29 protein-coding genes are annotated in these 26,402 nt (G+C 68.3%); 13 read left to right on the top strand and 16 right to left on the bottom strand.

The features are described 5' to 3' along the window. Positions 1–71 precede the first annotated feature (71 nt). The gene (locus tag E0H75_RS27150) at positions 72–956 is read right to left on the bottom strand and encodes a DUF817 domain-containing protein (protein WP_131516463.1); all 885 of its coding nucleotides are present in this window, start codon (positions 954–956) and stop codon (positions 72–74) included. 111 nt (positions 957–1,067) lie between these two features. On the opposite strand from E0H75_RS27150, the gene E0H75_RS27145 reads away from it, so the two are divergent. From E0H75_RS27145 to E0H75_RS27130, 4 genes are all read left to right on the top strand, one after another. Then, a complete protein-coding gene (locus E0H75_RS27145) occupies positions 1,068–1,598 on the top strand; it encodes a GNAT family N-acetyltransferase (RefSeq protein ID WP_131516462.1) in 531 nt (176 codons plus the stop codon). 40 nt (positions 1,599–1,638) lie between these two features. Continuing rightward, complete coding sequence (gene ychF, locus E0H75_RS27140) at positions 1,639–2,715, top strand: redox-regulated ATPase YchF (RefSeq protein WP_131516461.1); 1,077 nt, start codon at positions 1,639–1,641, stop codon at positions 2,713–2,715. A gap of 168 nt (positions 2,716–2,883) precedes the next feature. After that, complete coding sequence (locus tag E0H75_RS27135; RefSeq protein ID WP_238163320.1) at positions 2,884–3,222, top strand: hypothetical protein; 339 nt, start codon at positions 2,884–2,886, stop codon at positions 3,220–3,222. A gap of 176 nt (positions 3,223–3,398) precedes the next feature. Next, a complete protein-coding gene (locus tag E0H75_RS27130) occupies positions 3,399–4,091 on the top strand; it encodes a class I SAM-dependent methyltransferase (RefSeq protein WP_238163304.1) in 693 nt (230 codons plus the stop codon). Here E0H75_RS27130 and E0H75_RS27125 read toward each other — a convergent pair. Next, positions 4,078–4,965: an aminoglycoside phosphotransferase family protein gene (locus tag E0H75_RS27125; RefSeq protein WP_131516649.1), complete on the bottom strand. Its 888-nt coding sequence runs from the start codon at positions 4,963–4,965 to the stop codon at positions 4,078–4,080. The genes E0H75_RS27130 and E0H75_RS27125 overlap by 14 nt on opposite strands. A 79-nt stretch (positions 4,966–5,044) precedes the next feature. Next, entirely contained in the window at positions 5,045–5,695 is a 651-nt protein-coding gene (locus E0H75_RS27120; protein WP_202873187.1) for a LysE family translocator, read from the bottom strand. A 99-nt stretch (positions 5,696–5,794) separates the two neighbouring features. On the opposite strand from E0H75_RS27120, the gene E0H75_RS27115 reads away from it, so the two are divergent. Continuing rightward, positions 5,795–5,980 carry a hypothetical protein gene (locus tag E0H75_RS27115; protein ID WP_131516458.1) on the top strand — a complete coding sequence of 62 codons (186 nt, stop codon included), beginning with the start codon at positions 5,795–5,797 and terminating at the stop codon, positions 5,978–5,980. 114 nt (positions 5,981–6,094) lie between these two features. Continuing rightward, the gene (locus tag E0H75_RS43220) at positions 6,095–6,271 is read left to right on the top strand and encodes a DUF5302 domain-containing protein (protein ID WP_165554049.1); all 177 of its coding nucleotides are present in this window, start codon (positions 6,095–6,097) and stop codon (positions 6,269–6,271) included. 85 nt (positions 6,272–6,356) lie between these two features. Here the strand turns inward: E0H75_RS43220 and E0H75_RS27110 are convergent, their stop codons facing one another. The 3 genes from E0H75_RS27110 to E0H75_RS27100 are packed head-to-tail and all read right to left on the bottom strand — an operon-like array spanning position 6,357 to position 8,206. After that, complete coding sequence (locus tag E0H75_RS27110; RefSeq protein ID WP_131516457.1) at positions 6,357–6,797, bottom strand: SRPBCC family protein; 441 nt, start codon at positions 6,795–6,797, stop codon at positions 6,357–6,359. After that, entirely contained in the window at positions 6,787–7,104 is a 318-nt protein-coding gene (locus tag E0H75_RS27105; RefSeq protein ID WP_131516456.1) for an ArsR/SmtB family transcription factor, read from the bottom strand. The genes E0H75_RS27110 and E0H75_RS27105 overlap by 11 nt, the downstream gene beginning before the upstream one ends. 37 nt (positions 7,105–7,141) lie before the next feature. Then, positions 7,142–8,206 (bottom strand): class I SAM-dependent methyltransferase, encoded by a 1,065-nt coding sequence (locus E0H75_RS27100; protein WP_131516455.1) that lies wholly within the window; start codon positions 8,204–8,206, stop codon positions 7,142–7,144. 91 nt (positions 8,207–8,297) lie between these two features. On the opposite strand from E0H75_RS27100, the gene E0H75_RS27095 reads away from it, so the two are divergent. From E0H75_RS27095 to E0H75_RS27080, 4 genes are all read left to right on the top strand, one after another. Continuing rightward, the gene (locus E0H75_RS27095; RefSeq protein ID WP_131516454.1) at positions 8,298–10,997 is read left to right on the top strand and encodes a helix-turn-helix transcriptional regulator; all 2,700 of its coding nucleotides are present in this window, start codon (positions 8,298–8,300) and stop codon (positions 10,995–10,997) included. A gap of 10 nt (positions 10,998–11,007) precedes the next feature. After that, positions 11,008–12,189: a cytochrome P450 family protein gene (locus E0H75_RS27090; RefSeq protein WP_131516453.1), complete on the top strand. Its 1,182-nt coding sequence runs from the start codon at positions 11,008–11,010 to the stop codon at positions 12,187–12,189. Positions 12,190–12,287: 98 nt separating this feature from the next. Then, complete coding sequence (locus tag E0H75_RS27085) at positions 12,288–12,917, top strand: DedA family protein (RefSeq protein WP_238163303.1); 630 nt, start codon at positions 12,288–12,290, stop codon at positions 12,915–12,917. Positions 12,918–12,995: 78 nt separating this feature from the next. Further along, positions 12,996–14,165, top strand: a complete 1,170-nt coding sequence (locus E0H75_RS27080) for a polysaccharide deacetylase family protein (protein WP_131516452.1) — start codon at positions 12,996–12,998, stop codon at positions 14,163–14,165. 6 nt (positions 14,166–14,171) lie between these two features. Here E0H75_RS27080 and E0H75_RS27075 read toward each other — a convergent pair whose 3' ends face one another. Beyond that, positions 14,172–14,996 carry an acyltransferase domain-containing protein gene (locus E0H75_RS27075; RefSeq protein WP_131516451.1) on the bottom strand — a complete coding sequence of 275 codons (825 nt, stop codon included), beginning with the start codon at positions 14,994–14,996 and terminating at the stop codon, positions 14,172–14,174. A 50-nt stretch (positions 14,997–15,046) separates the two neighbouring features. On the opposite strand from E0H75_RS27075, the gene E0H75_RS27070 reads away from it, so the two are divergent. Both E0H75_RS27070 and E0H75_RS27065 read left to right on the top strand, forming a co-directional pair. After that, positions 15,047–15,880, top strand: a complete 834-nt coding sequence (locus E0H75_RS27070) for a helix-turn-helix domain-containing protein (protein WP_131516450.1) — start codon at positions 15,047–15,049, stop codon at positions 15,878–15,880. Between the two features lie 34 nt (positions 15,881–15,914). Further along, on the top strand, positions 15,915–16,280 hold the full coding sequence (locus E0H75_RS27065; protein ID WP_165554047.1) for a VOC family protein: 366 nt from the start codon (positions 15,915–15,917) through the stop codon (positions 16,278–16,280). On the opposite strand, the gene E0H75_RS27060 is transcribed toward E0H75_RS27065, so the two are convergent. The 9 genes from E0H75_RS27060 to E0H75_RS27020 all read right to left on the bottom strand — a co-directional run bounded on the left by E0H75_RS27060 (position 16,253) and on the right by E0H75_RS27020 (position 25,942). Next, on the bottom strand, positions 16,253–17,332 hold the full coding sequence (locus tag E0H75_RS27060; protein ID WP_131516448.1) for a WD40/YVTN/BNR-like repeat-containing protein: 1,080 nt from the start codon (positions 17,330–17,332) through the stop codon (positions 16,253–16,255). The genes E0H75_RS27065 and E0H75_RS27060 overlap by 28 nt on opposite strands. A gap of 76 nt (positions 17,333–17,408) precedes the next feature. Continuing rightward, a complete protein-coding gene (locus E0H75_RS27055; protein WP_131359278.1) occupies positions 17,409–17,696 on the bottom strand; it encodes a 4a-hydroxytetrahydrobiopterin dehydratase in 288 nt (95 codons plus the stop codon). 24 nt (positions 17,697–17,720) lie between these two features. Continuing rightward, the gene (locus tag E0H75_RS27050; RefSeq protein WP_131516447.1) at positions 17,721–19,121 is read right to left on the bottom strand and encodes an MFS transporter; all 1,401 of its coding nucleotides are present in this window, start codon (positions 19,119–19,121) and stop codon (positions 17,721–17,723) included. Between the two features lie 44 nt (positions 19,122–19,165). Continuing rightward, entirely contained in the window at positions 19,166–21,148 is a 1,983-nt protein-coding gene (locus E0H75_RS27045) for an ABC1 kinase family protein (protein WP_131516446.1), read from the bottom strand. Positions 21,149–21,385: 237 nt separating this feature from the next. Further along, entirely contained in the window at positions 21,386–22,138 is a 753-nt protein-coding gene (locus E0H75_RS27040; protein ID WP_131359268.1) for a succinate dehydrogenase/fumarate reductase iron-sulfur subunit, read from the bottom strand. Positions 22,139–22,214: 76 nt separating this feature from the next. Beyond that, positions 22,215–24,092: a fumarate reductase/succinate dehydrogenase flavoprotein subunit gene (locus E0H75_RS27035; protein ID WP_131516445.1), complete on the bottom strand. Its 1,878-nt coding sequence runs from the start codon at positions 24,090–24,092 to the stop codon at positions 22,215–22,217. Between the two features lie 22 nt (positions 24,093–24,114). Further along, positions 24,115–24,915, bottom strand: a complete 801-nt coding sequence (locus tag E0H75_RS27030) for a hypothetical protein (protein ID WP_131516444.1) — start codon at positions 24,913–24,915, stop codon at positions 24,115–24,117. Beyond that, the gene (locus E0H75_RS27025) at positions 24,915–25,208 is read right to left on the bottom strand and encodes a hypothetical protein (protein WP_131359262.1); all 294 of its coding nucleotides are present in this window, start codon (positions 25,206–25,208) and stop codon (positions 24,915–24,917) included. The genes E0H75_RS27030 and E0H75_RS27025 overlap by 1 nt, the downstream gene beginning before the upstream one ends. A 107-nt stretch (positions 25,209–25,315) precedes the next feature. Beyond that, on the bottom strand, positions 25,316–25,942 hold the full coding sequence (locus tag E0H75_RS27020; RefSeq protein ID WP_131516443.1) for a hypothetical protein: 627 nt from the start codon (positions 25,940–25,942) through the stop codon (positions 25,316–25,318). Positions 25,943–26,002: 60 nt separating this feature from the next. Here E0H75_RS27020 and E0H75_RS27015 point away from each other — a divergent pair, with 60 nt between their 5' ends. After that, positions 26,003–26,371: a (deoxy)nucleoside triphosphate pyrophosphohydrolase gene (locus tag E0H75_RS27015; protein WP_238163302.1), complete on the top strand. Its 369-nt coding sequence runs from the start codon at positions 26,003–26,005 to the stop codon at positions 26,369–26,371. Positions 26,372–26,402: the final 31 nt, after the last annotated feature.

Genomic DNA, 26,402 nt, shown 5'->3' with positions numbered 1-26,402 from the left:
ATGCTCCCTCACAGATCAGGCGGATTTCCCCAGTTGCTCCCCCGAAGGAGCCTCACACCCGGGAAGACGCCCTACCGTGAGCTCTGGTTGGCATCCCCATGTTGCGGTGCGATCTCAGCCGCCGTGATGTTCGCTGGAAGGTCGGCCGGCTCGACGTTCGTTGCCTCCGGCGTCGAGACGGTGGCGGGCGTGCCGCGGTGGTAGAGACGGCCCTCCAAAGACTTGACGCTGGCAACGAGGACGAAGCTCATGCTGACGAGCAGAGCCCACGCGCCGAACTTGGCCGGGTGAACGAGGCGCCACACGTCGACCTGGTCGGGATAGTTCCACGCGTCCAGGAAGGTGCCGAAATTCTCCGCGATCCACAGGAAGAAGCCGATCAGGCCGAACGACAGCGCGAGCGGCATGCGATAGCGCCGTGAGCCGACCGTGAAGAAGACCCAGGTACGACGCAGGACGACGAGGAGGGCGAGCGCGATCGGGATGCGGAGATCGACGATCCAGTGGTGGGTGAAGAAGTTCGCATAGATCAGTACGGCGAGGACCGTGGTGGGCACGGAACGGTAGCTGCTCACGCGCAGGTCGAACCGGCGCCAGGCCTGACAGATGTAGCTGCCGACCGCGGCGTACATGAATCCGGCGAACAGCGGCACTCCGGCGAACTTCGTGACCGCGTCGCCCGGGTACTGCCACGACCCGACCTGCACCTTGAACAGTTCGAGACCGAGCCCGACCAGGTGGAACGCGAAGATCACCGCGACCTCGCGCCACGTCTCCAGCCCGACCACCCAGAACAGCAGGGTGAGACCGAGGCAGTACGCGAGCAGGGCGTCGTACCGGTCGATCGGGAGATCGACGTACTTCGAGACGGCCAGGCCGGCGAACAGGCAGATCGGGAACAGGCAGGAGACGACCTCGAGCCACCCGAAATGCAGGAATTGCAGGCATCCGGACACGAAGCGTGATCGATGGCCACGGCGATCTCTCCAACTGGTCACAGAGTGGAGACGCGGCTTGCCCCCGGCTGGTTCGGACGGCTCCATGAATCGGAAGGGGGAGGTGCCGCGATGGCTCCGAACGTGGTCTACGAGACGGACCGGCTCGTGGTGCGTGGCTGGGCGGACACGGACGAGGATCGGGTGTTCGACATCTACCGGCGCTGGGAAGTGTCGCGCTGGCTCGGCGCCGAGCCGCGGTTGATGACGGACCGCGACGCGGCCGCGCGGGTGATCAAGCGGTGGAACGAGCGCAACCAGGACCCGGTGTACGGCGTCTGGGCGGTGGAGGAGCGGTCGACCGGCACGGTCGCGGGGACTGTTCTCCTCGTTCCGCTGCCTGATCCGTCCGACGGGATCGCGAGCAAGGGGGAGGTCGAGGTCGGCTGGCACTTCCATCCGGACGCGTGGGGGCGCGGTCTCGCGACAGAATCGGCGGGTGGTGCGATCGCACGCGGATTCAAGGCCGGCCTCGGTGAGATCCACGCGGTGGTTCGTCCGGACAACACGGCGTCACTGGCAGTGTGCCGCCGCCTGGGCATGCGGTCGATCGGCCGCACCAGCCGCTGGTACGCCGCTGAGCTGGAGGCGTTCCTGATCTGAATTGGGGTCCATGCGCCCCGGCCGCGTACTCTTGACGCCCGTGGCACTCACCATCGGAATCGTCGGGCTCCCCAATGCGGGCAAGTCCACCCTGTTCAACGCGCTGACCAAGAACAACGTGCTCGCCGCGAACTATCCGTTCGCGACCATCGAGCCGAACGTGGGCGTGGTCGGCGTACCGGACGCACGGCTCGGCAAGCTGGCCGAGCTGTACAACTCGGCCAAGGTGATTCCTGCCACCGTGCAGTTCGTCGACATCGCCGGCATCGTCCGCGGCGCGTCGGAGGGCGAGGGGCTGGGCAACAAGTTCCTCAGCCACATCCGTGAGTCGGACGCGATCTGCCAGGTCACCCGGGTGTTCCGCGACGACGACGTCACCCACGTCGACGGCAAGGTCTCGCCGGCCGACGACATCTCCACCATCCAGACCGAGCTGATCCTGGCCGACCTGCAGACCGTCGAGAAGGCGATCCCGCGGCTGGAGAAGGAAGCCCGGCTGAAGAAGGAGAGCGCGGTCGTGCTCGAGGCGGTCCGGGCCGCGCAGAAGCACCTCGAGGCGGGTACGCCGATCATCGCGTCCGACGTGGACCGCGATGCGATCCGTGAACTGATGCTGATGACGGCCAAGCCGTACCTGTTCGTGTTCAACTGCGACGCGGACGAGCTCGCCGATGAGGCTTTGAAGCAGCAGATGCGTGATCTGGTGGCGCCGGCCGAGGCGATCTTCCTGGACGCGAAGTTCGAGGCGGAGCTGGTCGAGCTCGGCGACGAGGACGAGGCGCGGGAGATGCTCGCGGAGATGGGCATCGACGAGCCGGGTCTGGACGTGCTGGCCCGGGTCGGGTTCGACACCCTCGGCCTGCAGACGTACCTCACCGCCGGTCCGAAGGAAGCCCGCGCCTGGACCATCAAGCGCGGCGCCACCGCACCGGAGGCGGCCGGCGTCATCCACACCGACTTCCAGCGAGGCTTCATCAAGGCCGAGATCGTCTCGTACGACGACCTGATGGACGCCGGCACCATGACCGCGGCCCGCTCCGCCGCGAAGGTCCGCATGGAAGGCAAGGACTACACCATGCAAGACGGCGACGTAGTCGAGTTCCGCTTCAACGTCTAAAGAGAAGTACCCCTTCGGGGGTGGGGGTGGGACGGCGACGTAGTCGAATTCCGCTGCAGTGTCTGATCAGTTCGTGGGCTTGGAGTCGAATCCGGTGACGTACGTACCGAACGAGTTGCTGGGGCGGGGCGGTTGGTCGGGTTCCGGCTGTACTCGGTTCAGTTTGTGATGGACTACGTGCAGTTGCGCTTCGACTCCATCGGCTCCGATGAGCTGCCGGTGCTGAACTGCGATGTCATGCCGGGTGTGCAGGTGGGCGATTCCCGGCTGTACGACGGTGACGTCGGGTACTCCGATGCGCTGCGCTCGTTCATTCCTGGGCGGGTGGTCGCGACGGTCGAGGAGACCGGGCGTGGTCTTCAGATCGACTTCGCCGGCGGATCGATCGTGCTGCATCCCAGGTCAGACGAGCTCGTCAGTCCTGAGATCGCGATGCTCGGCGGGTTCGAGGACAGGTCCTTCATGGTGTGGCGGCCCGGTGAGGACTCCTTCGAGGATCTCGGGTAGGCGCCGGGGTCTGGGGATCCGTTGGGTTTGTGTGGAGTTGCACGGGGGCAGGTGATGCTTGGGGCACTTCATGATTGCGACCGCGCAGGACCGATCGCGGAAATGTGGTCGCGGGGCGGTGCGGGGCGGGTTAGCGTCGCGGGATGGTTGATGCTTTGTTTGGGGTGCGTCGGTTGGTGGCGGTTTATGACGCGCTGGATGCGGGGCGGGAGGATCTGCAGCATTACGCCGCGATGGTGGGGGAGTTCGGGGTACGGCGGGTGCTCGACGTCGGGTGTGGGACCGGGGAACTGAGCTGCTTGCTGGCGGGGCAGGGGGTTGATGTGGTCGGGGTGGATCCGGCCGAGGCCTCGCTGGAAGTTGCTAAGGGCAAGAAGTACGCCGATCGGGTGCGCTGGATTCATGGGGACGCGACGACGTTGCCGCCGCTGGAGGTTGACCTCGCGGTGATGACGGGGAACGTGGCGCAGGTGTTCCTGACCGACGAGGAGTGGGCGGCGACGCTGGCCGGCGTACACCAAGCTCTGCGGCGCGGTGGGCGGTTCGTGTTCGAGACGCGAGATCCGGCGAAGCGGGCGTGGGAAGAGTGGACCCGGGAGCACACGCACCAGGTCGTGACGGTCGAGGGCGTGGACACGGTGGAGAGCTGGTCCGATCTCCTCGCCGTCGAGCTGCCGTACGTTTCGTTCCGGGGCACCTATGTGTTCGAGTCCGATGGTGCGGTGCTCACGTCGGATTCGACCTTGTGGTTCCGGGAGCGGGACGAGCTCGAGAAGTCGCTGACGGCCGCGGGGTTCACGGTTGACGAGGTGCGGGAGGCGCCGGACCGCCCCGGGAAAGAGTTCGTGTTCGTGACTACCAAGCAGTGAGCAGCGCCGTCAGTGTGTGGTGGGCGGTGCGCGACATGACCGGGTTGGTCTCGACGTAATACCAGAGACACCCGATGGCCTGGGCGAACGACCAGCCCATCCCGCGACGCCACTCGTCGTCATCACTGCCGAGGGCAGTCCGGAACGCGGCGCGGGCCGGCACATCGAGCAGGTTCCAGGCGGGCTGCAGGTCGATGGCCGGATCGGCGACCGTGAACGTGCCGACGTCGATCACCCCGACCAGGCGGTTGCCGACCACCAGCAGGTTGCCCGGCATCAGGTCGCGATGCGCCCAGACGTCCGGCTCGGTGCGTGGGGTGGTACGGAGATCGGCCCACAACCGGCCGAGTGCGTCCACGTCAATCATCCCGCGAGAGCGTTGCAGCCCGTCGGCGACGTACTCGTCCTGGCTGGTCAGTACGCCGCCGCGCCACGTGCCGGTGAACTCGCGCCCATCGGTCGGGACGACGCGCAGTGCGAGCACGAATCGCGCCAGATCCTCGGCGAACGCAGTCGATCCGGCGACATCGGCGTCGTACGCGATGGTGCCGTTGAGCCAGGTGTAGATCGCCCACGGCAGCGGGTAGCCCTCACCGGGTTCACCGATCGCGACCGGCTCCGGCGTCGGGTACGGCGAGATCGCGTGCAAACGACGGGCGGCGTCGGCCTCGTCGTCGAGGTCCTTGCGCACATCGGCAGCGTCGCCCGGCTGGATCGGGAAGCGCGCGACCACCCCGTCGCCGATCCGGAACAACGCGTTGACCGTGCCGTGCGAAGGAACCCCTCGGATCGGCAGGCCGCTCCACTCCGGGTGCTGCGACTCGATCAGCCGCGCCACCAGGTCCGTCGTCACGTCGAGTTGTCCAGGATGCATCGACACGCCCAGCAGTATCCGGGAGTCCGTCCAGGGCCGCACATCAATAAGCCATCAGATCAGCACGGCGCGACGCGGCTCAGTGCGTGGCGAGGGGGCGGGCTTTGTCGGTGGCCAGGCGGATGGCGAAGGCGGCTAGGGCGGTGCCGGTGAGGTAGCGGTGGATGCGCATCCAGGTGGGACGGCGGGTGAGGAACACGGCGACCGAACTGGCGGTGATGACGAAGATCGCGTTCACCCCGACGCCGACCGCGGTCTGGATCAGGCCGAGGATCATGCTCTGGGTGCCGACATGGCCGCGCGATGGGTCGAGGAACTGCGGCAGCACGGAGATGTAGAGGATCGCGATCTTCGGGTTCAGCAGGCAGGTGAGCAGGCCCATGCCGAACAGCTTCCGCGGCCGGTCCGGCTCCAGCTCCTGGGTCGCGAAGACGGACTTGCCGCCAGGGCGGAACGCGTTCCAGGCAAGCCAGAGCAGGTACGCCGCGCCCGCGAGCTTCAGCGTCACGTAGATCTCCGGGACCAGCGCGAACAGGGTGGCCAGGCCGACGCTTGCCGCGAGCAAATACACCCCGAAGCCGACGCCGACACCGGCCAGCGAGATCAGCCCGGCGCGGCGGCTCTGCGAGATCGATCGCGAGATCAGGTAGATCATGTTCGGCCCTGGCGTGACCACCAGACCCAGCTCGACCAACGCGATCCCGAGCATCGCCTCACTACTGACCAGCACGTGCGTCCCCTTTCATCGTCTCGTTCACGACGCTAACAGCGAGCTACGACAGTCCGTGGGGGTTTTCCTCAGAGTGAGATCGAGGGGTACCTTGCCCGGGTGGGCGACCAGACGTGCATGCGCTGCGGCGAGCAGGTGGAGTCCAGCCGCGACGACTACGAGGTCTTCGAGCGGATGCACTGGGACTGCTTCCACTACGCCTACGAACACGACCTCAACGGTGAGGTCCCTGAGTCCGAGGACTGTGGCCAGCCCGGCTGCCCGTCCGCGGTGAGCCAACGGTGACGTGACGCGTGCGACAGGCCCGGCGGGAGCGCTGCGACGATAATCCCCTCGCGGGTGCCGTCACAGTTGGTTAGCGTGGGGTGTGTACGCCTGACGGTTTGTGAAGGAGACGGTATGAGCGACAAGTCCAGCGAGCCGGCGGACGATCTGCAGAAGAAGTTCAAGGAGGCGCTCGAGAAGAAGAACGCCCACAACAACGCGCACCCGGGGTCCGGGACGCGGCGTGAGGGCGTCGGCGAGGCGCACAACGACAAGCAGAGGCGCCAATTCCGGCGCAAGTCCGGCAGCTGATACGCCAACTGTCCATCCATCCGCCTGAGCCCCGGGTTGCCGCCCGGGGCTCGACTCATTTCTGAACCAGCAGAAGCCTTGGTGGTCAGCCTCGATCGGTCGCAGGGTCGGGCTGCTGAGCGGTGAGCAACCCGGCCAGGCGGCCCAGCTCGGGCTCCCAGCCCATCCGGTGGTTCGTCGCGTCCTCCTCGGTGGCGAAACCGCTGTGGATGAGCAGCATCCGGGTGCCGTCGGGGACCTCGGTCAGCTCGACCTCCACCCGGGTCGGCTCGTCCTCGGTGCCGTCCCACTTCCAGCTGAACGCCAGCCGGTGCGGCGGCTCGACCTCCAGGTACGTGCCCCGGACGACATGCGGTCCCATCTCGACCACGTAGTCGCCCCCGACCCGTACGTCGGCCTGCACCTTCAGCTCCAGGTCAGGGTTCGGGCAGTACCACTGCGTCAGCAACTCCGCCCGGGTCCAGGCCTCGTACACCCTCCCGATCGTTGCCGGCAGCACCCTGTCGATCCGGATGTCAGGTCCCATCCCCGCCTCCTCGCAGCAGTTCTTCCAGTCGGTCGACCGTGCTGTGCCAGTACGCCGTCAGGTCGCCGAGCCACTGCTCGACCTCCGTGAACGCCTCCGGCCGGATCGTGCACACCACGGTCCGGCCGACTTTGCGCCGGGCCACCAAGCCCGCGTCGACCAGCACTCCGACGTGCTTGGTCATCGCGGGCGAGGTGATCCGGTGCGGCTCCGCGAGCTCCCCCATGGTCGCGTCGCCCCGGCTCAGCCGGCTCACGATCGCCAGCCGGGTCGGGTCCGCGAGCGCACCGAAGGTCGTCGTCAGCACGCAAACACTTCACCAACTGGTGAACTGTTTGTCAAGGTCAGGGCCGAACCTCGAAGACCAGGTTGAACGGGGTCTGCGCGACCGTACGGAACCTGGTGAACCCGGCCGCCGTGGTGACGTCCTGGATCCGCGCCGGGCCCGCCTGGGTGCCGAGTGCCAGTCCGACCGGTTGCGAGAGCGATGCCGGCGTACACAGCAGGGTGGAGAAGCCGTAGTACGCACGTCCCACTGGGTTCAGGTTGTCTTCGACCTTGTCACCGGCCATTGGCTCCACCAACATCCAGGTGCCGTCGGGTGCCAGTGCCTCCCGCACATGACGGGCCGCACCGACCGGGTCGCCCATGTCGTGCAACGCGTCGAAGGTCGTGACGAGGTCGTAGCCGGACCCGCTGAATCCGGCGGCGGGAGCCACCTCGAAGGACACCCGCTCGCCAAGGCCCGCCTCGGCCGAGCGCAGCCTGGCCGTCTCGATCGACTCCTGGTGATAGTCCGAACCGGCGAACGTCGATTGCGGGAAGGCGTTCGCCATCAGGATCGTGGACGCGCCGTGCCCGCAGCCGATGTCGGCCACCGTTGCACCGCTCTCCAGTTTCGCCACTACGCCATCCAGAGCGGGTAGCCAACTGGTCAGCAGGTTCGCGTTGTACGACGGCCGGAAGAACCGCTCGCAGCCGAGATGGACGTCCGACGTGCGCTCGTGCCAGCCGATGCCGGCGCCGCTCCGTGCCGCCTCGATCATCTCCGTGGTGTGCTGCACCGTGCCCAGCGCGATCTGGAAGAAGCCCGGCAGGTACGCCGGACTCTCCGGGTCCGTCATCGCGACAGCCTGCTCTGGCGGCAAGGTGTACCGGCCGCTGTCCGCGTCGTACTCGACGAAGCCGCCGGCTGCCTGCGCGTTGAGCCACTCCCGCGCGTACCGCTCGCTCGTACTGGTCCGCTCGGCCAGCTCGCCCGGCGTGGTCGGACCGTGGTCGGCGAGTGCCTGGTAGTAGCCGAGCCGGTCGCCCATCACGACCAGGGCCGCGTTCAGCGTCGCGCCCACCTCGTCCACCGCGCGGAAGACGAACCCCATCAGCTTGTCGCCGTCGATTGCAACAGTCATTTGCTTGTGCCCCCTTTAGGTTGTACGGCGAACCTAGGTAGCCCGGACAGGCCATCGCATCAGGTGGGTCACCTGGTGCAGACTGCCAAACATGCTCATCGGGCGGGAGGCCGAGCGCCGGGTGATCGAGCAACTGGTCGCGGGGGCGCGAGTCGGCACCGCCGGAGTGCTGCTCGTCACCGGCGAACCCGGCATCGGCAAGACAACCCTCCTCGACGAGGCCGCCACGACGGCCCATGGACTGCGGATCCTGAGAGCGCGCGGCACCGAGGCCGAACGTGAACTCCCGTTCGGCGCCCTGCTCCAGCTACTCCGGCCCGCACTCTCCAGCCTCGATCGCATCCCCGGTCCGCAGCGGTCGGCACTGGCCTCCGCACTGGCACTCGGGCCGGCCACCACAGCTGATCGGTTCGCCGTTGGAGCGGCAACGCTGAGCCTGATCTGCCGGTACGCCGAAGATGCGCCGCTGGCCGTGATCGTCGACGACGCGCATCTGCTGGACCGGCCGTCCGCAGAGGCACTGCTGTTCGCCGCGCGGCGGTTGGTCGCCGATCCGATCGTCCTGCTGATCGCCGCCCGCACGCAGGAGCAGCATCCGCTCGCCGAGGCGGATCTTCCGGTGCTCCAGCTCGACGGCGTTCCGCTCGAGGCCGCGCAGGCGATCTTGCGCGGCCTGCCGAGCGAGCTGGTCGAGCAACTGCACAGCACGGTGGCAGGCAACCCGCTGGCACTGCTCGAGCTCGCCGCCGACCCGGACCACCTCCACCGCATGCCGCCGGGTGCGCCTCTCCCGGTGCCGGAACTGATCGCAGAAGCCTTTACCGCAAGGGCAAACCGGCTCAGCCCTGACGCACGTACGGCGCTGCTGGTGGCCGCCCTCGACGACAGCGAACTCGGTGCGGTCGCGAGAGCGTGCCAGGAGCTCGGTGTGGACGTCGCAACGTTGCAGGAGGCCGAGACGGCTGCGCTGGTCGCCATCCGCGACGGCGAGGTCCAGTTCCGGCATCCCTTGGTGCGTTCAGCGATCTACGCGAGTGCTGGGCCGGCAGAGCGTCGTACTGCGCACCGGGCGGTTGCTCGGGTCACGGTGGACGCGGACAAACGGGCCTGGCACCTGTCCGAGGCTGTGCTGGGAACCGACGACGAGGTAGCAGCCGGGTTGGACGCCGCGGCCGAGCACGCCGCTGTTCGTGGTGCGCATTCCGTCGCGGCAACGGCCTATGAGCGTGCAGCACGCCTGTCCGAGGGATTGCACGACCGGGCAGTCAGACTGGTCGCGGCCGGAGAGGCGGCCTGGTCAGCCGGGCTGGCAGACCGAGCGGACTCCTTGCTTGACGACGCGTTGGCTCTCCAGCCACCGTTGCAGGTCCGGATAGGTGCGCAGGAGATCCGCGGCGACATCGCGGTCAAGTGCGGATCCCCGAGCCGGGCCCGCGACATCCTCGCCGCCGCGGCCGCCGAGTGCGAGGACCCGGCTGTGGCGATCGGACTGCTCGCCGACGCCGTCGGTGCCTGCCTCCGAATGTCCGACGCGGCGGCCGGCCTGGAGCTGGCGCACGACATCGACCGCTTGCTCCCCGGCGTCGAGCGGCCCGGTCCACGCATCATGGGCATGCTCGCCAGTGGGGTCGCCAAGGTCCTCGCTGGGCAAGGAGGAACGAGCCAGATCCGGGCCGCGGTCGCGATGGCGCCGTCGGTCGAGTTGGATCGGGATCGACGCCGGCAGGTGTGGATGGTCCTCGCCGCACTGTTCCTCCGGGAGAGTGGCACCGGTCGAGGGCTGCTGCAGCAGGCCATGCTGGAACGGCGGGAGCAGGTCGCTCTCGGCACGCTGCCCGGTCTGCTGTTCGTGCTGGCCCGTGACGATGCGACGACCGACCGTTGGACGGACGCGATGGCGGCGTACGACGAGGGGATCCGGCTGTCCCGCGAGACCGGCCAGATGACGGAGCTGGCGATGAACCTGGCCGGACTGGCCTGGTTGTCGTCGCACCAAGGTCGTGCGGAGAGTCAGGATCTCGCCAGCGAGTGCCTACGGATCTGTGCGGAGCGGGAGATCCACCTCGGCACGCTCTGGTCGCTGTTCGCGCTCGGCGACCTGGAGCTGGGCCGTGGCGCTCCGGCTCTGGCGCTGCCGCAGTACGAGCGGCTGGTCGACGTACTGGCTGCCAACGGTCTGAAGGACCCTGATCTGTCTCCGGCGCCGGAGCTGGCGGAGGTCTATCGACGGTTGGGCCGGACTGACGATGCTGAGCGCGTGGCGCAGGAGCACACCGTCCTGGCGGAGGCGAAGGGACAGCCGTGGTCGTTGGCCCGGGCAGCCAGGGCGCGCGGCGTGGTCGGAGACAACGAGCGGGACTTCATGCAAGCGCTCGCTTGGCACGCGGAGACCCTCGACGTGTTCGAGGCGGCTAGGACGCGGCTGGCATACGGCGCGTGGCTGCGGCGTGCGAGACGGCGAGTGGATGCAAGGGCGCAGCTCAGGCTCGCCGTGGAGGCCTTCGACGCACTGGGCGCAGCGGGGTGGGCCGACCAGGCCGCGATGGAGCTGAAGGCGACCGGGGAGACCGCACGACGCAGAGTGCCGAGCACTGCGGACGAGTTGACGCCCCAGGAGCGGCAGATCGCGCTGCTACTGGCGGACGGGCAGAGCATCCGGGAGGCGGCCGCCGGGTTGTTTCTCAGCCCCAAGACCGTCGAGTACCACCTCCGCAAGGTCTACGCGAAGCTCGGCATCCACTCCCGGACCGAGCTCGCCGAGCAACTGAAGTCCAGTCCGTTCCGAACGTAGGCTGGCGGATGTGACGCAGCCGTTCATCGTGAGCAGTGGGATCGCCCGCCACCAAGGGTTCGCCGAGCTGGCGGCCAAGGGCCCGTTGACGCATCTCATGCTGTTCACCGGCGTTCCGGTCTGGCTGGTGACCGGGTACGCCGAGACGCGCGCACTGCTCGCGCATCCGGACGTCGTGCGGTCGCCGATGGACGGTCCGCACCGCGACCAGATCACGGCCCAACTGGTGAACGCGACCGAGCAGCACATGCTGGTCGTGAACCCACCGGACCACACCCGGTTACGCAAGCTCGTCACCGCGGCGTTCACCCGTCGACGGATCGAGGGCCTGGAGCCGCGGATCCGCGAGATCGCGGCCGGTCTGCTCGACCAGATGGCCGCGGCCGGTGACGGGGTGGACCTGGTCGACGCGTACAGCTACCCGCTGCCGATCACCGTGATCTGCGAGCTGATCGGCATCCCGATGCGCGATCGCGAGGAGTTCCGCCGCTGGTCGTCGGTCGCGGTGGACGCGTCGGTGCACACTCCGGAGGAGTACGTCGAGGCGGCCGGAGCCATCGTCGGGTTCATCCGCGACCTGATCGAGGACAAGCGCGAGGCGCCGGCCGAGGACCTGCTGTCGGCCCTGATCGACGCCCGCGACGGCAGCGATCGGCTCACCGAGGACGAGCTCACTTCGATGGTCTTCCTGCTCCTGGCAGCCGGCCACGAGACGACGGTGAACCTGATCACCAACGGTGTGCACGCGCTGCTGCGGCGCCCGGACCAGCTCGCCCTGCTGAAGGCTGAGCCCGAGCGGCTCCCGGCCGCCGTCGAGGAGGTCCTCAGGTACGACGGCCCGCTGCAGGCCGCGATCCCGTACGTCGCGCAGGCGCCGATCGAGATCGCCGGATCGCGGATCGAGGCGGGAGAGGTGATCGTGTTCGCGCTGCTGCCCGCGAACCGCGACGGCCGCAAGACCGACCGGCCGGACGAATTGGACATCACCCGGCCGGAGAACGCCCACCTCGCCTTCGGGCACGGCATCCACCATTGCCTCGGAGCCCCGCTGGCGCGGCTGGAGGGCCGGATCGCACTGGGAATGCTGTTCGACCGCTTCCCGGACCTGCGCCTGGCGGCACCGGAACAGGATCCGGCCCGCGGCGCGAGCCTGCTGATGAACAGCATTCGCCAACTGCCCGTGCTGCTCTGACCACACCCGGCCGCCGGCGCTGAACATCCGGTGAACCACGCCTGAATCACACGCTTGGGATTGTGGTGGGTTTGACCAGAGATGGCATCCTTACCCGGGTGACAGAGTTGATGGAGGTCGTGCGGCACCTGCTCGGCGTTGCGATGGCCTCACATTGGCTTCTGCTGATCCTGTTCGTGGCCGCCGCGGTCGATGCGGTTTTCCCCGTGGTTCCGAGCGAGGGTCTCGTGGTCACGGCCGGCATGGCCGCCGCGGCGGGGCACCAGAACCTGCTGCTCGTGATCGTGCTCGCGATGCTCGGATCGGTCATCGGTGAGTCCGCCTGCTACTTCATGGGCCGCGGCTCCGGGCCGATGCTGCACCGCTGGATGAAGCGCCAGGCGCGCAGACAGGCGCTGTACGACAAGGTCTCGGCCGCGCTGCACTCGCGCGGCGGCCTGATCCTGATGACCGTGCGCTACATCCCCGGCGCGCGGATGGTCGCGACTCTCACCGCGGGCGCGACCCGGTACTCGTTCCGCAAGTTCATCATCTTCACCATCGCCGGCGTGACCGTCGCCTACACGTACGTCGCACTGCTCGGCTACCTCGGTGGAGATGCGTTCGCGCACGACTCGCTGAAGGCGCTCGCGTTCAGCCTCAGCCTGGCGTTCGTGATCGGCCTGGTGATCGAGACCTCGCGCCGGATCGCCGTCAAGCGCCGCGCTGCCAAGATCACAGCCGGCTAACGATCGACCGCTGGGTTTCTGCGCGAGTGCGTGTCCCGGGACAACCTTCCCGCCTCCACGTGCGTCAGTAGGGGGGTGGTGAGGCCTGGGGCGAACCTCCTCGGCGCCGCAGCGGTCATGGCGGCGTTGCTGGCCGGATGTGCGGACGTCCCACTCGAGGGCGCGCCGTCGCCGAGCGGCCCGACCCACAGTCCCACCGCGCCGACGAAGACACCGTCGGCCACGCCGAAGCCCACACCTACGCCCAGTCCAAAGCCCACGCCGAAGCCGACGACCGGGCGCAATCTCGCGGACGCGGCCCCGGTGACCAGGTTGTTCCCGGCCCGGCTCCGTGACGGTAAGCCGCCGCTGTTCGTCGTGGTCTCGTTCGACGGCGCCGGTGATCTCGCGCTCTGGTCGCACTGGCGGGCAGTGGCCAAGCAGGTCAACGCCCGGATGACGTTCTTCCTGTCTGGCCCGTACCTCTATCCGGGATCACATCGCACCGACTACAGGCCGCCGTACCGCAAGCCTGGCGCTTCCGACATCGGCTGGGGTGATACGGCCAGTGTGCTCGGCCGGACGACGGTGCTGCGGCAGGCCATCGCGGAAGGCCACGAGATCGGGACGCACGGGAACGGTCACTTCTGCGGCGCGACCGGGATCGGCCGCTGGACCACGGCGCAGTGGACCGCTGAGCTGAGCGCGTTCGACCGGATGGTGCGGACCGGACCAACGCTGGCTGCTGGCAAGCCCGTCGTACCGCCGTTCGACCCGGCCACGGTGAAGGGGATGCGGACACCGTGTCTCGAGGGCAATCGGCCGGCGTACCGGCTCGCGATGGCGCAGCGCGGCATGTTGTACGACGCGTCCGCGCCCGGGTACATCGCCTGGCCGAAGAAGGTGAATGGCGTCTGGGACTTCCCGCTGGAGTCGGTCACGCTGGCCGGGACCACCAAGAAGACGCTGACGATGGACTACAACCTCTGGTACAGCCAGACCGGTGCGAAGAAGGCGCCGATGGCGCAGGCGCCCGCCTACAGGGCGCAGGTGCTCGCCACCTACCGCCAGGCGCTGGCGAAGTCGCGGGCGAACGGCAACCCACCGCTGTTCCTCGGCAACCACTTCAACCGGTGGAACAACAGCGTCTACTCCGACGCGCTGACCACCTTCGTCCAGGAGACCTGCAAGCAGCCCGACGTGCGCTGCGTCAGCAACCGCGAGCTAGTGGGCTGGCTGACGAGGTACGGCGTACCGAAGTCCTCCTGAGACGGCTCAGAGGCGGAGGTAGCCGAAGCCGCTCTGCCAAGTGCCGCCGGCCTTGATCCGGCTGACCACCAGCCGCTGCAGGCTGGTGTCCTGCGGCAGCTCGTCCAGGGTGTCGGTGCCGTGGTGGCGGAAGGTGAAGAAGATCGCGCTGTCCTGGGCGTCGGTCGGTTTGCCGTACGGCGTGAACCGGCGGCCGAACCGGACCATGTTCGAGTCCGGCGCCAGGTTGTCCAGCAGGTACGGATCGATCAGCCAGGACCACAGGATCGCCGTCTTCACCGGGTACTGCGGGAAGTACCGCGGGAAGAACTCACGCGCCTGCGCGAAGCTGTCGTCGACCGCCTCCGGTGTCAGCGGGCCCCACTCCGGGATGTGCACGTTGAGCACCCACTCGCCGGGCTCGGTGCCCGGGACCGGGTTGTCCGCCGGGACCCGGTACAGCTGGAACTGCAGTCGCCCGAGCGCGTAGATCTCCCCGGCCCAGTGGATCCGCAGCCACCAGTGCGTCTCCATGCCGTAGCTGCCGAAGGTCCGGCGATGCACCTTGAGCTGCTGACCGAGATCCGAGAGCGTCGCCCAGCTGATCTCGTCGCTGATCCCCAGCTCGGAGTGGAAGCGCCGGATGTCCGGCACGGTCTGGAGCAACGCCTGGACCGAGTTCCGCGGGTCCTCGGGCATCTGCAGCTCCGGCTCGTCATCGAACTTGCCGATCGCGGCGCGCAGTTGCCGGGCCAATGCGTCGACCGCCTCGCGGTCCGGAACGAACGCTTCGGTGGCCTCGCGGTCCTCGTCGCTGAATCCGAGCAGGCGGTACTCGTCGACTGTCGTCACTCACCAACCGTATCCGATTCCGATGGAGCCAGAGACTTACGATCTAACCCGTGGTCACCTATCAGCGGTTCGCACCGCCGGAGGCGCTGCGGGATCTGGTCGAGCATGTCTGGCTGGTCGAGTCGCCGCCGTTGGCCTCGCTGCGGCAGGACATCCTGATCCCGAACGGCCGCCCCGGCCTCGCAATCGCCCTCGCCGAACCTGGGACTCGGCACGACCCCCTCACGCTGGCCGAGTGGCCCAACACCGCGTCGGTGTTCGGGATCATGACCCGCCCGCAGGTGATCGGCCAGACCGGTACGTCGAGCTACGCCGGAGTGGAGTTCAAGCCGTGGGGGATGGCCGCGCTCGGCCGTGCCGATCGGCTCGTGGACGGCGTACTGCCGTTGTCCGACTGGGTTGGCGACGGTACGACGGCCGCCCTCGTCGAGCAGCTTCGCGCGGAGCCGTTCGGCCCGGCCCGTGCGGACCGCCTGGCTGCTTTCCTGAAGCCTCGGCTGACCGAGGTGCCTTCTCTGCCGTTGGTTGAGCAGGCGGTCCGGGTGATCGACGAGGCTCATGGTCGGACGACCGTCGCGGAAGTCGCCGCTGCAGCGGGGACGTCGTACAGCACGCTCTATCGGGTCTTCACGCGCAACCTGGGGATCGGGCCGAAGCAGTACGCCGAGATCATCCGGTACTACCACTTCGCCGGCGGGCTGATCGGAGGAGACGCGGCCGCGACGCTCTCGGCGCTGCACGGGTACTACGACCAGGCGCACGCGGCTCGCGACTTCAAGCGGTACACCGGCGTCAGCGCGACCTCGTTCCGCGCGGTGCAGAACGGGATCGCCGCTCTGATGCATGGAAGTTCCGTCCAAGACGGCACCCGGCCCGGGGGGTGAGGATCGGATCCGAACCGATCGGAAAGGATCCGCCATGGGACGCATCGTCCACGTCGAACTCGTCGCCACCGACCACGACCGGGCCGCCGAGTTCTACACCAAGGTGTTCGGCTGGCAGGTCACGCCGGCGCCGGTGCCCGAGGGCTACCTGCTCGCACAGACCGGACCGGGGGAGGGGATCGACGGCGCGATCATGAGCAGCCGCTACCAGCAGCAGCCCACGATCGCGTGGATCGAGGTCGACGACCTCGAGGCGACGCTGGACGCCGCCCGCGGTGCCGGCGGCAGCCAGGAAGGCGAGATCCAGGAACTGCCCGGGGTCGGCCGGCTCTGCTACCTGCGCGACACCGAGGGAGTCCTGATCGGCCTGCGTCAGCGCTCTTCCGCCAGCCCCAGATAGAGGATGTTCGGGTCGGACGGGTTGAAGGCCACCGACGGGATGCCGTCGTTGCGATTGTGCTGTTCGGACAGCTCGCCGGTGGACGGGCGGAAGCGGTAGAGGTCGGCGCCGAAGCCGCCGAACGACGTTCCGTAGCTGAAGTAGAGCAGGTCCGGGTCGGCCGGGCTGTCCCACATCCGGTTGCCGTTGATCAGGGTCGCGCGGCTCTGGTCCAATACTTCGCGGAACTTCAGCCCCCCGTCCGCCGACTCCCAGATGAACCGGGTTGCGCGGTCGCGGTCGTACCCCTCGACCCAAACCTTCGACGGGTCGGCCGGCGACATCGCCAGGCTGAACGCGTTCACCCGCTCCACCGGCCGCGACCGGGTCCAGGTGCGGCCGCCGTCGAACGTGACGTAGACGCCGTCCGACATCACGCCGACGACGACATGGTCGGGGTTCCGCGGGTCGATCACGGCGTCGTACGCGAAGAGATTCCGCGCCGGCAGTACGCCGGTCCGCACCCAGGTGACGCCGTCGTCGTACGAGTCGTAGAATTGGCCGTCGCCCGCGACGACACGGAGTCGGCCGGGCTCGGAGGACAGCGCGGCGAGTCCGTCGCCGCTCACCGGTCCCTGGACTGTGGTGACCGTACCGCCTTTCACCCGATGGATCGGCTGGTCGTTCACGCTGTAGATGTACGCCGTATCGCCCGGTCCCGGCTGGACGTCGTACGTGCTGAGGTCGCCAGGCGTCTTGTCGAGTAGTTGCCAGCTGCAACCAGCGTCGCTGGACCGCTGGATCAGGTGCTGGCCGATGGTGATCAGGGTGTTCGGTTCCTGGAGGGCGGCAACCTTTGCGTATGTGACGGGACGCAGCTTGCCCGTGGTCGGCGCGAGCACCTTGCCGTCGGACTCGGTGATGGTCACCGACCCATCGCCGTACACGGTGTCGCAGTGTGGGCGGTTCCAGGACCACCCCGGCGCGGTGAAGGAGGCATCGGCGGGGACGGCCGATCCGAGGGAGGTCAGGAGGAGGGCGGCGATTCCGAGGGCGAGGCGGCGTGAGGTCATGCCCTCATGTGTAGGTGCCTGCCGCGCTGCTGAGCCAGGGCTCCTGCTGACCGAGAACCGCCATGACGTAAAGCGGTCAGCCCGCCGCGGTGTCGATGTGCCGGGCCAGCACCAGGTCGTCCTCGGTGATGCCGCCGGCCTCGTGGCTGCTGACCCGGAAGGTGACCGTGGTGTAGCGGATGTCGATGTCCGGGTGGTGATTCATCGACTCGGCCAGCTGCGCGACTGTCGCGACCAGCCGGATGCCGTCCAGGAACGCTTCCTTCGTGACGCTGCGGACCAGTTCGTTGTCCACGACCTTCCACTGCGGCAGGTGGTCGCGGATCGCGAGGTCGATCTGGTCGTCGGTCAGCAGCTCAGCCATGCCGTCACTCTAGCCCCATCGGCACTAGGTGCGGACGCGGCCGGCGGTGCAGAAACCGAGGAGGGCGAGGCCGGCGCCGGCCGTGACGATGGCGCCGAACACCCACGGCTGAGGATCGGAGGAGTTCAGAGCGAGCAGCGTGCCGCTGACGGCCAAGGCGGTGGCGATGCTCATCGTGCTCGCCATCTGGGCGGCGCTGCTGTTGCGGCCGGAGTTGTTCTCATCCGACAGGTCCAGCGTGAGCACCGACAGGCTCGACGTACTCAGGCCCATTCCGATTCCGGCGAACGTCCAGCCGATCAGACCGAACCAGGTCGTTGCATCCGTCCAGGCCAATAGTGAAGTGACGAGCAGCCCGATCGTCATGAAGGCCAGCCCGGTCCGCAGTACCTTCACTCGCTCGATGCCGTGCTCCCTGCCCTGCAGCCAGGACCCCAGCGCCCAACTGACCCCGGTGATGGACAGCGTCACACCGGCACGCGACGGGCTGAAGTCGTGCTGCAACGTGAGTAGCAACGGCAGGTACGCGCCGACTCCGGCGAACGCCGCTCCGCCCAGTCCGCGGACCGCGACCACCGCCGGGAAGCCTCGCCGTACGACGAACGTCCCCTTCGGCATCACGCGTACGGCGGCCAGCCCGAGCACCACCAGCGCCACCGGGATCGCGATCCCGCAGATCACCGGGTGCGCCTCCAGGTGGTCGCCGGCGAGCGTCATCGAGAACAGCGCGACCGACGCGGCGAGTGCCCAGGGGAGCGCGGCCCGCCAAGCCTCCAGCTCAGCCGCATCTTCCGCACTCCGCTCCGGCGCCGGTGTCCGCAGCGAGAGTTGCATGGCAGGACCGAGCAACATCCAACTCGGCACCAGCAGGACGACGGCGCCCAGGAAGACCCACCGCCACCCGAACTGCTCGGTGACGAGACCAGTCAGCAGCGGCCCCACCACCGACGGCAGGATCCACATCGCTGCGAACAGCGCGAACATCTTGGGCCGCAGTACGGCGGGCAGTGCGCGCGCGACCAGCACCATCAGCGAGACGTCCAGCAGTCCCTCCGCGAATCCGCTGAGCAGCCGGCCCGCGACGATCATCGGCATTCCCACCGCGGTACCGACCAGCAACTGCGCAAGCGTGAAGGCGATCGCGCCGGTGCGCAGGGTCGGGATCGGTCCACGCCGGTCGGACCACAGCCCGGCGACCGCGAGCGAGATCAGGTAGCTCGCGTTCGGAGCCGCGTTCGCGAGTCCGAAGCTGCCGAGGGCATTGAACTCCCGGACCATCGTGGGCAACGCCGTACCGACCGCGCGGTTCTCGAACGCGCCCAGGGTGACGAGTCCGATCACCCCCAGCACGAGCGGCAGGTGCCGGCCGCTGAACAGACGCTCACGGGTCACTGGGTCGCTGCCGGTGGAGGCGGTCGCAGTCATGACCGCAATGCTCAAGGTTCAAGTGCACTGGAGGTCAAGCGGATTCAGGTACGACGGCCGTCCGGGAGCCGGAAGACCAGGACGAGGACGCGCAGGACGAGCACCGCGCAGATCACCAGCAGGTTGTAGCCGAACAGCTGGAACAGGCTCATCGACGCGGTCACCTGAGGCCCGCCCGGCGTACCCAGCAGCAACACCGCCATCAGGCCCGCGGTGGCCCCGAGGATCGCGAGCAGGGTCTGATGCAGCAGGCCGGTGATGTGCCGCCGATCCCGGTCATCCGCGAACAGCCGCACGTTGAGCCCCAGCCGTCCGCTCTCCGCCGCGGCCGCGATCCGGTCGATCCGCCGCGGCAGCCGGCGCAGCATCGGCAGCAACGTGGCGAGCTCCTCGGTCGCCGTACGACGCAAGGCCTCTGGCGCAAGGCGATCGGTGACATGGGCGGCGGCGAACTGGCGGGACGCCGCGACCAGATCGAAGCCGGGGGAGATCCGCGAGATGGTGCCCTCGATCGTCGCCAGCGCCCGGAACACAGCGGCCACCTCCGGCGGCACGCCGAGTTCGTGCATCGTGATGATCCTGAACAGGTCGTTGAACATGGCCGGTCCGAGCGAAACTCCGGCGGCAAGGTGGCGGGTCATGAACTGGCCGACCGCGCGCTCGAGGCTGCGCTCGTCGATCACGTCCGGGCGGTAGACGATCTCCAGCAGCGCGTCGGTCGCGGCGACCGGGTCACCGTGATCGATCGCGAGCAGGAACCGCTGCAGCGCCTCGCGGGTGGCTGGATCGAGCCGGCCGACCGAGCCGAGGTCGAGCATGCCGATCCGGCCGTCGGTCAGGAGCAGGAAGTTGCCCGGATGCGGGTCCGCGTGGAAGACCCCGTCGATCGCGACCTGGCCGAGCAGGCAGTCGAAGAGCACCCGGCCCAGCCGGGCCGCGTCCAGGCCGCGCTCCGCGATCGCCGTCGCAGCGCCGCCCAGCCCGATGCCGTCCAGGCGCTGCATGGTCAGGACCCGATGGGTCGACTCCTGCGGGTAGAGCTCGGGGACGACGAGTTCGTTGGTGGAGGCAACTGATTGGCCGGCTGCGACGGCGGTCATGTTGCCGGCCTCGACGGTGAAGTCGAGCTCCTCGCGCATCGCCTCTGCGAACCCGTCGGCGAGGGCGCGGACTCCCATCGACCGGCCCCAGTCGGTGTTCCGCTCGAGCAGGCGGGCCAGCCGGCGGACGATGTCGAGGTCCCGGTCGACGATCGACGCGATGCCGGGGCGCTGGACCTTCACGACCACCCGCGGACCGTCAGGCGTGCGCAGCCGCGCGGTGTGGACCTGGGCGACCGAGGCGGCCGCGAGTGGTTCGGTGTCGAAGTCGGCGTACACCTGGTGGGGTGGGGCTCCGAGCTCTTCGGTGATGACCTGCTCGATCTGCGGCCAGGGCGTGGGGGAGGCCTGGTCCTGGAGGCGACTCAGCTCGCTGGCGACCGACGGCGGGATGACGTCGCTGCGGGTGGACAGCACCTGGCCGAGCTTGACGAAGGTGACGCCCGCCTCGTCGAGCGCGAGCCGCAGCGATCGGGCCAGCTCGGCCTGGCCGGCGGCGTTCTCACGGCCGGGCCGGCGCCGGCCCCGCAGGTATGGTCCGAGACCGTGCCGGATCGCGATCCGGAGGATCTGCAGGTAGCGGCGGGTGCGGGCGACCCGGCCGGCCAGGTCACGCCGGAGATCCCGGGCCCGGGGCAACGATCCGGTCGGGACCAGGGCCTCGGACAGCACCAGGAACACCAGGCCGCTAAGGACCGAGCAGACCGCGGTGAGAGCGAGGAAGGACATCGCTGCACCGGTGGAGATGTCGACGGGCGGCGGGCCGGCGAGCGCGTTCATCAGCGGGCTGAAGACGGTCAGCGTGAGCGCGGCGCCGATCACCAGCCGCACCAGCCCGAACCGCACGCCGAGCAGCCGCTGCGACACCGGCACGAAGATCACCATGAAGATGCCGATGCTGATCAGCCCGAAGATCACCACGTCCATGCCACGCACCCTAGGCGCTCACCGGGCCCACCCAACTCCCCCACCCGGACGACCGAATCCCTGACTGACCCCCCACCCTTCTCCCACCCCCGTCTGCCTGGCTGACCTCGCCGCTGGTGGGTTGGCCACCGCGATTCCGGGGGGCCAACCCACCGTCTCGTGGGCCAGCCAGGCAGACGGGGGTGGGAGAAAGGCGAGAGCCCCCGGCGGGTGGGCCGGGGGCTCTCGGGTGGTGGATCAGGCTGGGCGGCGGCGGATCTTGTTGCCGAGCCAGACGATCGGGTCGTACTTGCGGTCGGCGACGCGCTCCTTCATCGGGATCAGCGCGTTGTCGGTGATCTTGATGTGCTCGGGGCACACCTCGGTGCAGCACTTGGTGATGTTGCAGAAGCCCAGGCCGTGCTGCTCCTGGGCCGCGTGCTGCCGGTCGGCGGCGTCGAGCGGGTGCATGTCCAGTTCGGCGATCCGCATCAGGAACCGCGGCCCGGAGAAGCTCTCCTTGTTCTCCTCGTGGTCGCGGATCACGTGACAGGTGTCCTGGCACAGGAAGCACTCGATGCACTTGCGGAACTCCTGCGAGCGCTCCACATCGACCTGCTGCATCCGGTAGTCGCCCGGCTTCACGTCCGCCGGCGGCTTGAAGGCCGGGATCTCGCGGGCCTTCTGGTAGTTGAACGACACGTCCGTGACCAGGTCGCGGATCACCGGGAAGGTGCGCATCGGCGTCACCGTGACGACCTCGTCCTCGGCGAACGTGTTCATCCGGCACATGCACATCAGCTTCGGCATGCCGTTGATCTCGGCGCTGCAGGAGCCGCACTTGCCGGCCTTGCAGTTCCACCGGACCGCCATGTCCGGCGTCTGGGTCGCCTGCAGCCGGTGGATGACGTCGAGGACGACCTCGCCCTCGTTCACCTCGACCTCGTAGTCCTTCAGCTCGCCGCCGTCGGAGTCACCCCGCCAGACGCGGAATTTGCCCTTGTAGCTCATCGACGTCCTCGCTCCGCTCCGGGCGCCGACGAGGCACGAGACACACTGTGCTTTTTGATGCCCTCGCTCCGCTCGGTCATTTGGCCGGCAGCTCCTCATCCGTCAGGTACTTCTTCAGCTCGTCGAGCTCGAACAGTTCGAGCAGGTCCTCGCGCATCGGGATCTGCTGCTCCTCGGTCACGTTCACGCCGCCGTCGGCATCGAGTGCGCAGACCAGCAGCTTCTTGCGCCACTCGGCGTTCATGCCCGGGTAGTCGTCGCGGGTGTGACCGCCGCGCGACTCCTGCCGCCGCAGCGCCGCCTTGGCCACGCACTCGGACACCGTCAGCATGTTGCGCAGGTCGAGCGCCAGGTGCCAGCCGGGGTTGAACTGGCGGTGGCCCTCCACCGTCATCTTCGCGATCCGGCCGCGGAACTCGGCCAGCCGGCCGAGCGCCTGCTCCATCTCCTCTTCCTTGCGGATGATGCCGACCAGGTCGTTCATCGACTGCTGCAGTTCCTGGTGGATCGAGTACGGGTTCTCCCCGCCCTCGAGCTCGAACGGCGCCAGCGCCTCGGTCGCCGCGGCGTCGATGTCCGCCTCGTCGATCTTCGGCCGCTCCTGCAGCGAGTCGACGTACACCGCCGCACCCATGCCCGCACGCCGCCCGAAGACGAGCAGGTCGGACAAAGAGTTGCCGCCCAGCCGGTTCGACCCGTGCATGCCACCGGCGACCTCACCGGCCGCGAACAGGCCCGGTACGACGGACGACGCGGTGTCCGGGTCGACCTCGACGCCACCCATCACGTAGTGACAGGTCGGGCCGACCTCCATCGGCTCCGCGGTGATGTCGACGTCGGCCAGCTCCTTGAACTGGTGGTGCATCGACGGCAGCCGGCGGGTGATCTCCTCGGCCGGGAGCCGTGACGACACGTCCAGGAAGACACCGCCGTGCGGCGTACCGCGGCCGGCCTTGACCTCGGAGTTGATCGCCCGGGCGACCTCGTCGCGGGGCAGCAGCTCCGGTGGCCGCCGGTTGTTGTCCGGATCCTTGTACCAGCGGTCCGCCTCGTCCTCGGTCTCCGCGTACTGCTCGCGGAACACGTCCGGCACGTACTCGAACATGAACCGCTTGCCCTCGGAGTTCTTCAGTACGCCGCCGTCACCGCGGACCGACTCGGTGACCAGGATCCCCTTCACCGACGGCGGCCAGACCATGCCGGTCGGGTGGAACTGGATGAACTCCATGTTGATCAGGGTCGCGCCGGCCCGCATCGCCAGCGCGTGCCCGTCACCGGTGTACTCCCAGGAGTTCGAGGTGACCTTGAAGGACTTGCCGACACCGCCGGTCGCCAGCACCACCGCGGGCGCGTCGAACAGGATGAACCGGCCGGACTCGCGCCAGTAGCCGAAGGCCCCGGAGATCGCGTCCCCGTCCTTCAGCAACTCGGTGACGGTGCACTCGGCGTACACCTTGAGGTTGGCCTCGTAGTCGCCGGTGGCCTCGAAGTCCTCCTGCTGCAGCGAGACGATCTTCTGCTGCAGGGTGCGGATCAGCTCCAGACCGGTGCGGTCGCCGACATGCGCGAGCCGCGGGTAGGTGTGGCCGCCGAAGTTGCGCTGGCTGATCCGGCCGTCCGGCGTGCGGTCGAACAGAGCGCCGTACGTCTCCAGTTCCCAGACCCGGTCGGGGGCTTCCTGCGCGTGCAGTTCGGCCATCCGCCAGTTGTTCAGGAACTTGCCGCCGCGCATCGTGTCGCGGTAGTGGACCTGCCAGTTGTCGTTGGAGTTCGCATTGCCCATCGCCGCCGCGCAGCCGCCTTCGGCCATCACGGTGTGCGCCTTGCCGAACAGCGACTTGCACACGATCGCGGTGCGCTTGCCCTGCTCGCGGGCCTCGATCGCCGCCCGCAGGCCGGCGCCGCCGGCCCCGATCACGACGACGTCGTAGGTGTGTCGTTCCAGCTCAGTCATGAGAAGTCAGAGATCCCGTAGGTCAGTTGATGAAGCGCAGATCGGAGAACCAGCCGGCCGACAACGCCATGATGTAGGCGTCGGTGAAGATCACGGTGAACAGCGACGTCATCGCGAACGTGCCGTGCTTGGGGTTCAGCTTGGACACGAAGGTCCAGTACCGGTAGCGCAGCGGGTGCTTGGAGAAGTTCTTCAGCCGGCCGCCGACGATGTGCCGGCAGGCGTGGCAGGACAGCGTGTACAGCCACAGCGCGACCAGGTTGATCCAGATGATCAGCGTGCCGAGGCCGATGCCGAAGCCACCGTCCTTGCCGTGGAAGGCCTGGATGCCGTCGTAGACGTTCAGCAGACCGAAGACCAGCGCGCCGTAGAAGAAGTAGCGGTGCAGGTTCAGCGCGACCAGCGGGAACTTCCGCTCACCGGAGTAGCTCTTGTGCGGCTCCGGCACCGCGCACGCGGCCGGTGCGAAGAACAGCGACCGGTAGCCCGCCTTGCGGTAGTAGTAACAGGTGCCGCGGAAGCCGGCCAGGATCACGAACGTGATCAGACTGAACGGCACGAAGCGCGGGAAGTTGCCGAACCAGGTGCCGAGGTGGCTGGAGCCTTCGACGCAACTGCTGGTCACGCACGGCGAGTACAGCGGCGTGAGGTAGTGGTAGGCGTCGACCCAGTACCACTTGTTCATGAAGATCCGGACCGTCGCGTAGATCACGAAGAAGGCCAGGATCACGCCGATGCGCAGCGGTGCCAGCCACCAGCGATCGGTCCGTAGGGTTTTCTGCCCGATCTGCGCGCGACCGGGAGCGCTTACACCGGTCGCCATCAGGGAGCGTGCCTGTCGGGCGCGCCGAAGCCTTCGTGCTCCGCGTCTGTCCACATGGACGCGTCATACTCCACGTCGGGAATCTCCTCGAGTTCCTCCGGAACGGGTCCGGGTCTGTGACGGGGGTCGGGAGGGCCGAGCTCAGCCAAGTCGTCGTTCAGCCGGGCCACATCCGACACCAACCGGCGGATGCCGAGAGTGTCACCGTACTCCTGACTGAGTTTGCCGACGGACGTGTGTAGTGCCTCGAGCGCGCGGACGACTGCGGCAACGCCGCTGTTGCCTTCACCCATGCCGACTCCAGTAGTTGTCTTGTGGCTGTCAGTATGGGCACACTTTGCCTCTGCGGGGCGCTCAACGGAAGACTCCTCGGTACGGCGTGTTTCCAGTTAGGGTTACCTCAGTTGCCGACCGCCGTCGGGTGGAGTAATGGAGCGAATCCGGCCTTCAGTACAACGAGATTCGCCGGTGGGGTGAGCACCTCGGCCTCACGCAGTCCGGGCGGCCGGCGGGCCTCGCCGTACCCGTCCCAGGACCAGGGCAGCACCTGGTGGCCGAGCACGAGCGCCGGGCGGCCGTCGTACCGGATCATCGCTCCGTCAGGGAGTTCGCCGAGGTCCTGGATCGTGGTGCGTTGTCGTCGAGTGCGTGGCTCGACGCGCTCGAGATGCAGTTGGGCGTCCATCGCCGCGGCGCGCGGGCGCTCGTCGAGACCGCGGCCGGTCGCCCAGGCCCCGGCGTACAGCAGGAAGTCCCTGCGGCGGCAGTAATGACAGGGGCGATGGCCGGCCGCGAGCGCGACCGCCTCGTCGAAGAAGAACAGTGCGGTCCAGCGTCCCGGCGGCATCGGATCGCGCCGAACCCCTTTCCAGTCAAGGACGCAGCAGATCCAGGCCTTGGAGCGCCAGCGCGTCGTCCCCAGGCGGCGGTCGGGGTTGTGCAGCGTGCCGCGGTTGCCCATCAGCAGGCCGCGGCCGGCGTCGGCGACGATCTCCTGGGTCGGCAAAACCCTGTTCTGCAACGGCATGCGGGTCATCCTGCCGGAGGCCGGGGACAGTTTTCCTTGTATATCTGGCAGAGTCGCACCGTGCAGATCGTGGTAGGAGTCGCCATTGTCAGGGACGGCCGGGTGCTGGCGGCGTACCGGCCCGATCCCGGCGGTGGCTGGGAGTTCCCGGGCGGCAAGGCCGAGCCGGGCGAGACCGAGGAGCAGGCGGCGGTCCGGGAGATCCGCGAGGAGCTCGACCTGGAGATCAAGGTCGGCGAGTCGCTCGGTCCGGCGGTGGACATCTCCGAGCGGTACCGCCTGCAGGTCTACCGGGCGTCGATCGTTGCCGGCGACCCCGTACTGCGGGAGCACGCCGAGCTCCGGTGGTTCGCCCCGGCCGAACTCGACGAGGCGGACTGGCTGATCCCGGACCGGCCGTTCGTCCGGCGGCTCCGCGAACTGCCCTGAGTGGCAGACATCACACCCTCACCCGGCCTGC

This window comes from Kribbella capetownensis, assembly GCF_004331485.1.
GTDB classification, from domain to species: Bacteria; Actinomycetota; Actinomycetes; order Propionibacteriales; family Kribbellaceae; genus Kribbella; species Kribbella capetownensis.
This window is presented reverse-complemented; position numbering and strand designations above follow the sequence as displayed.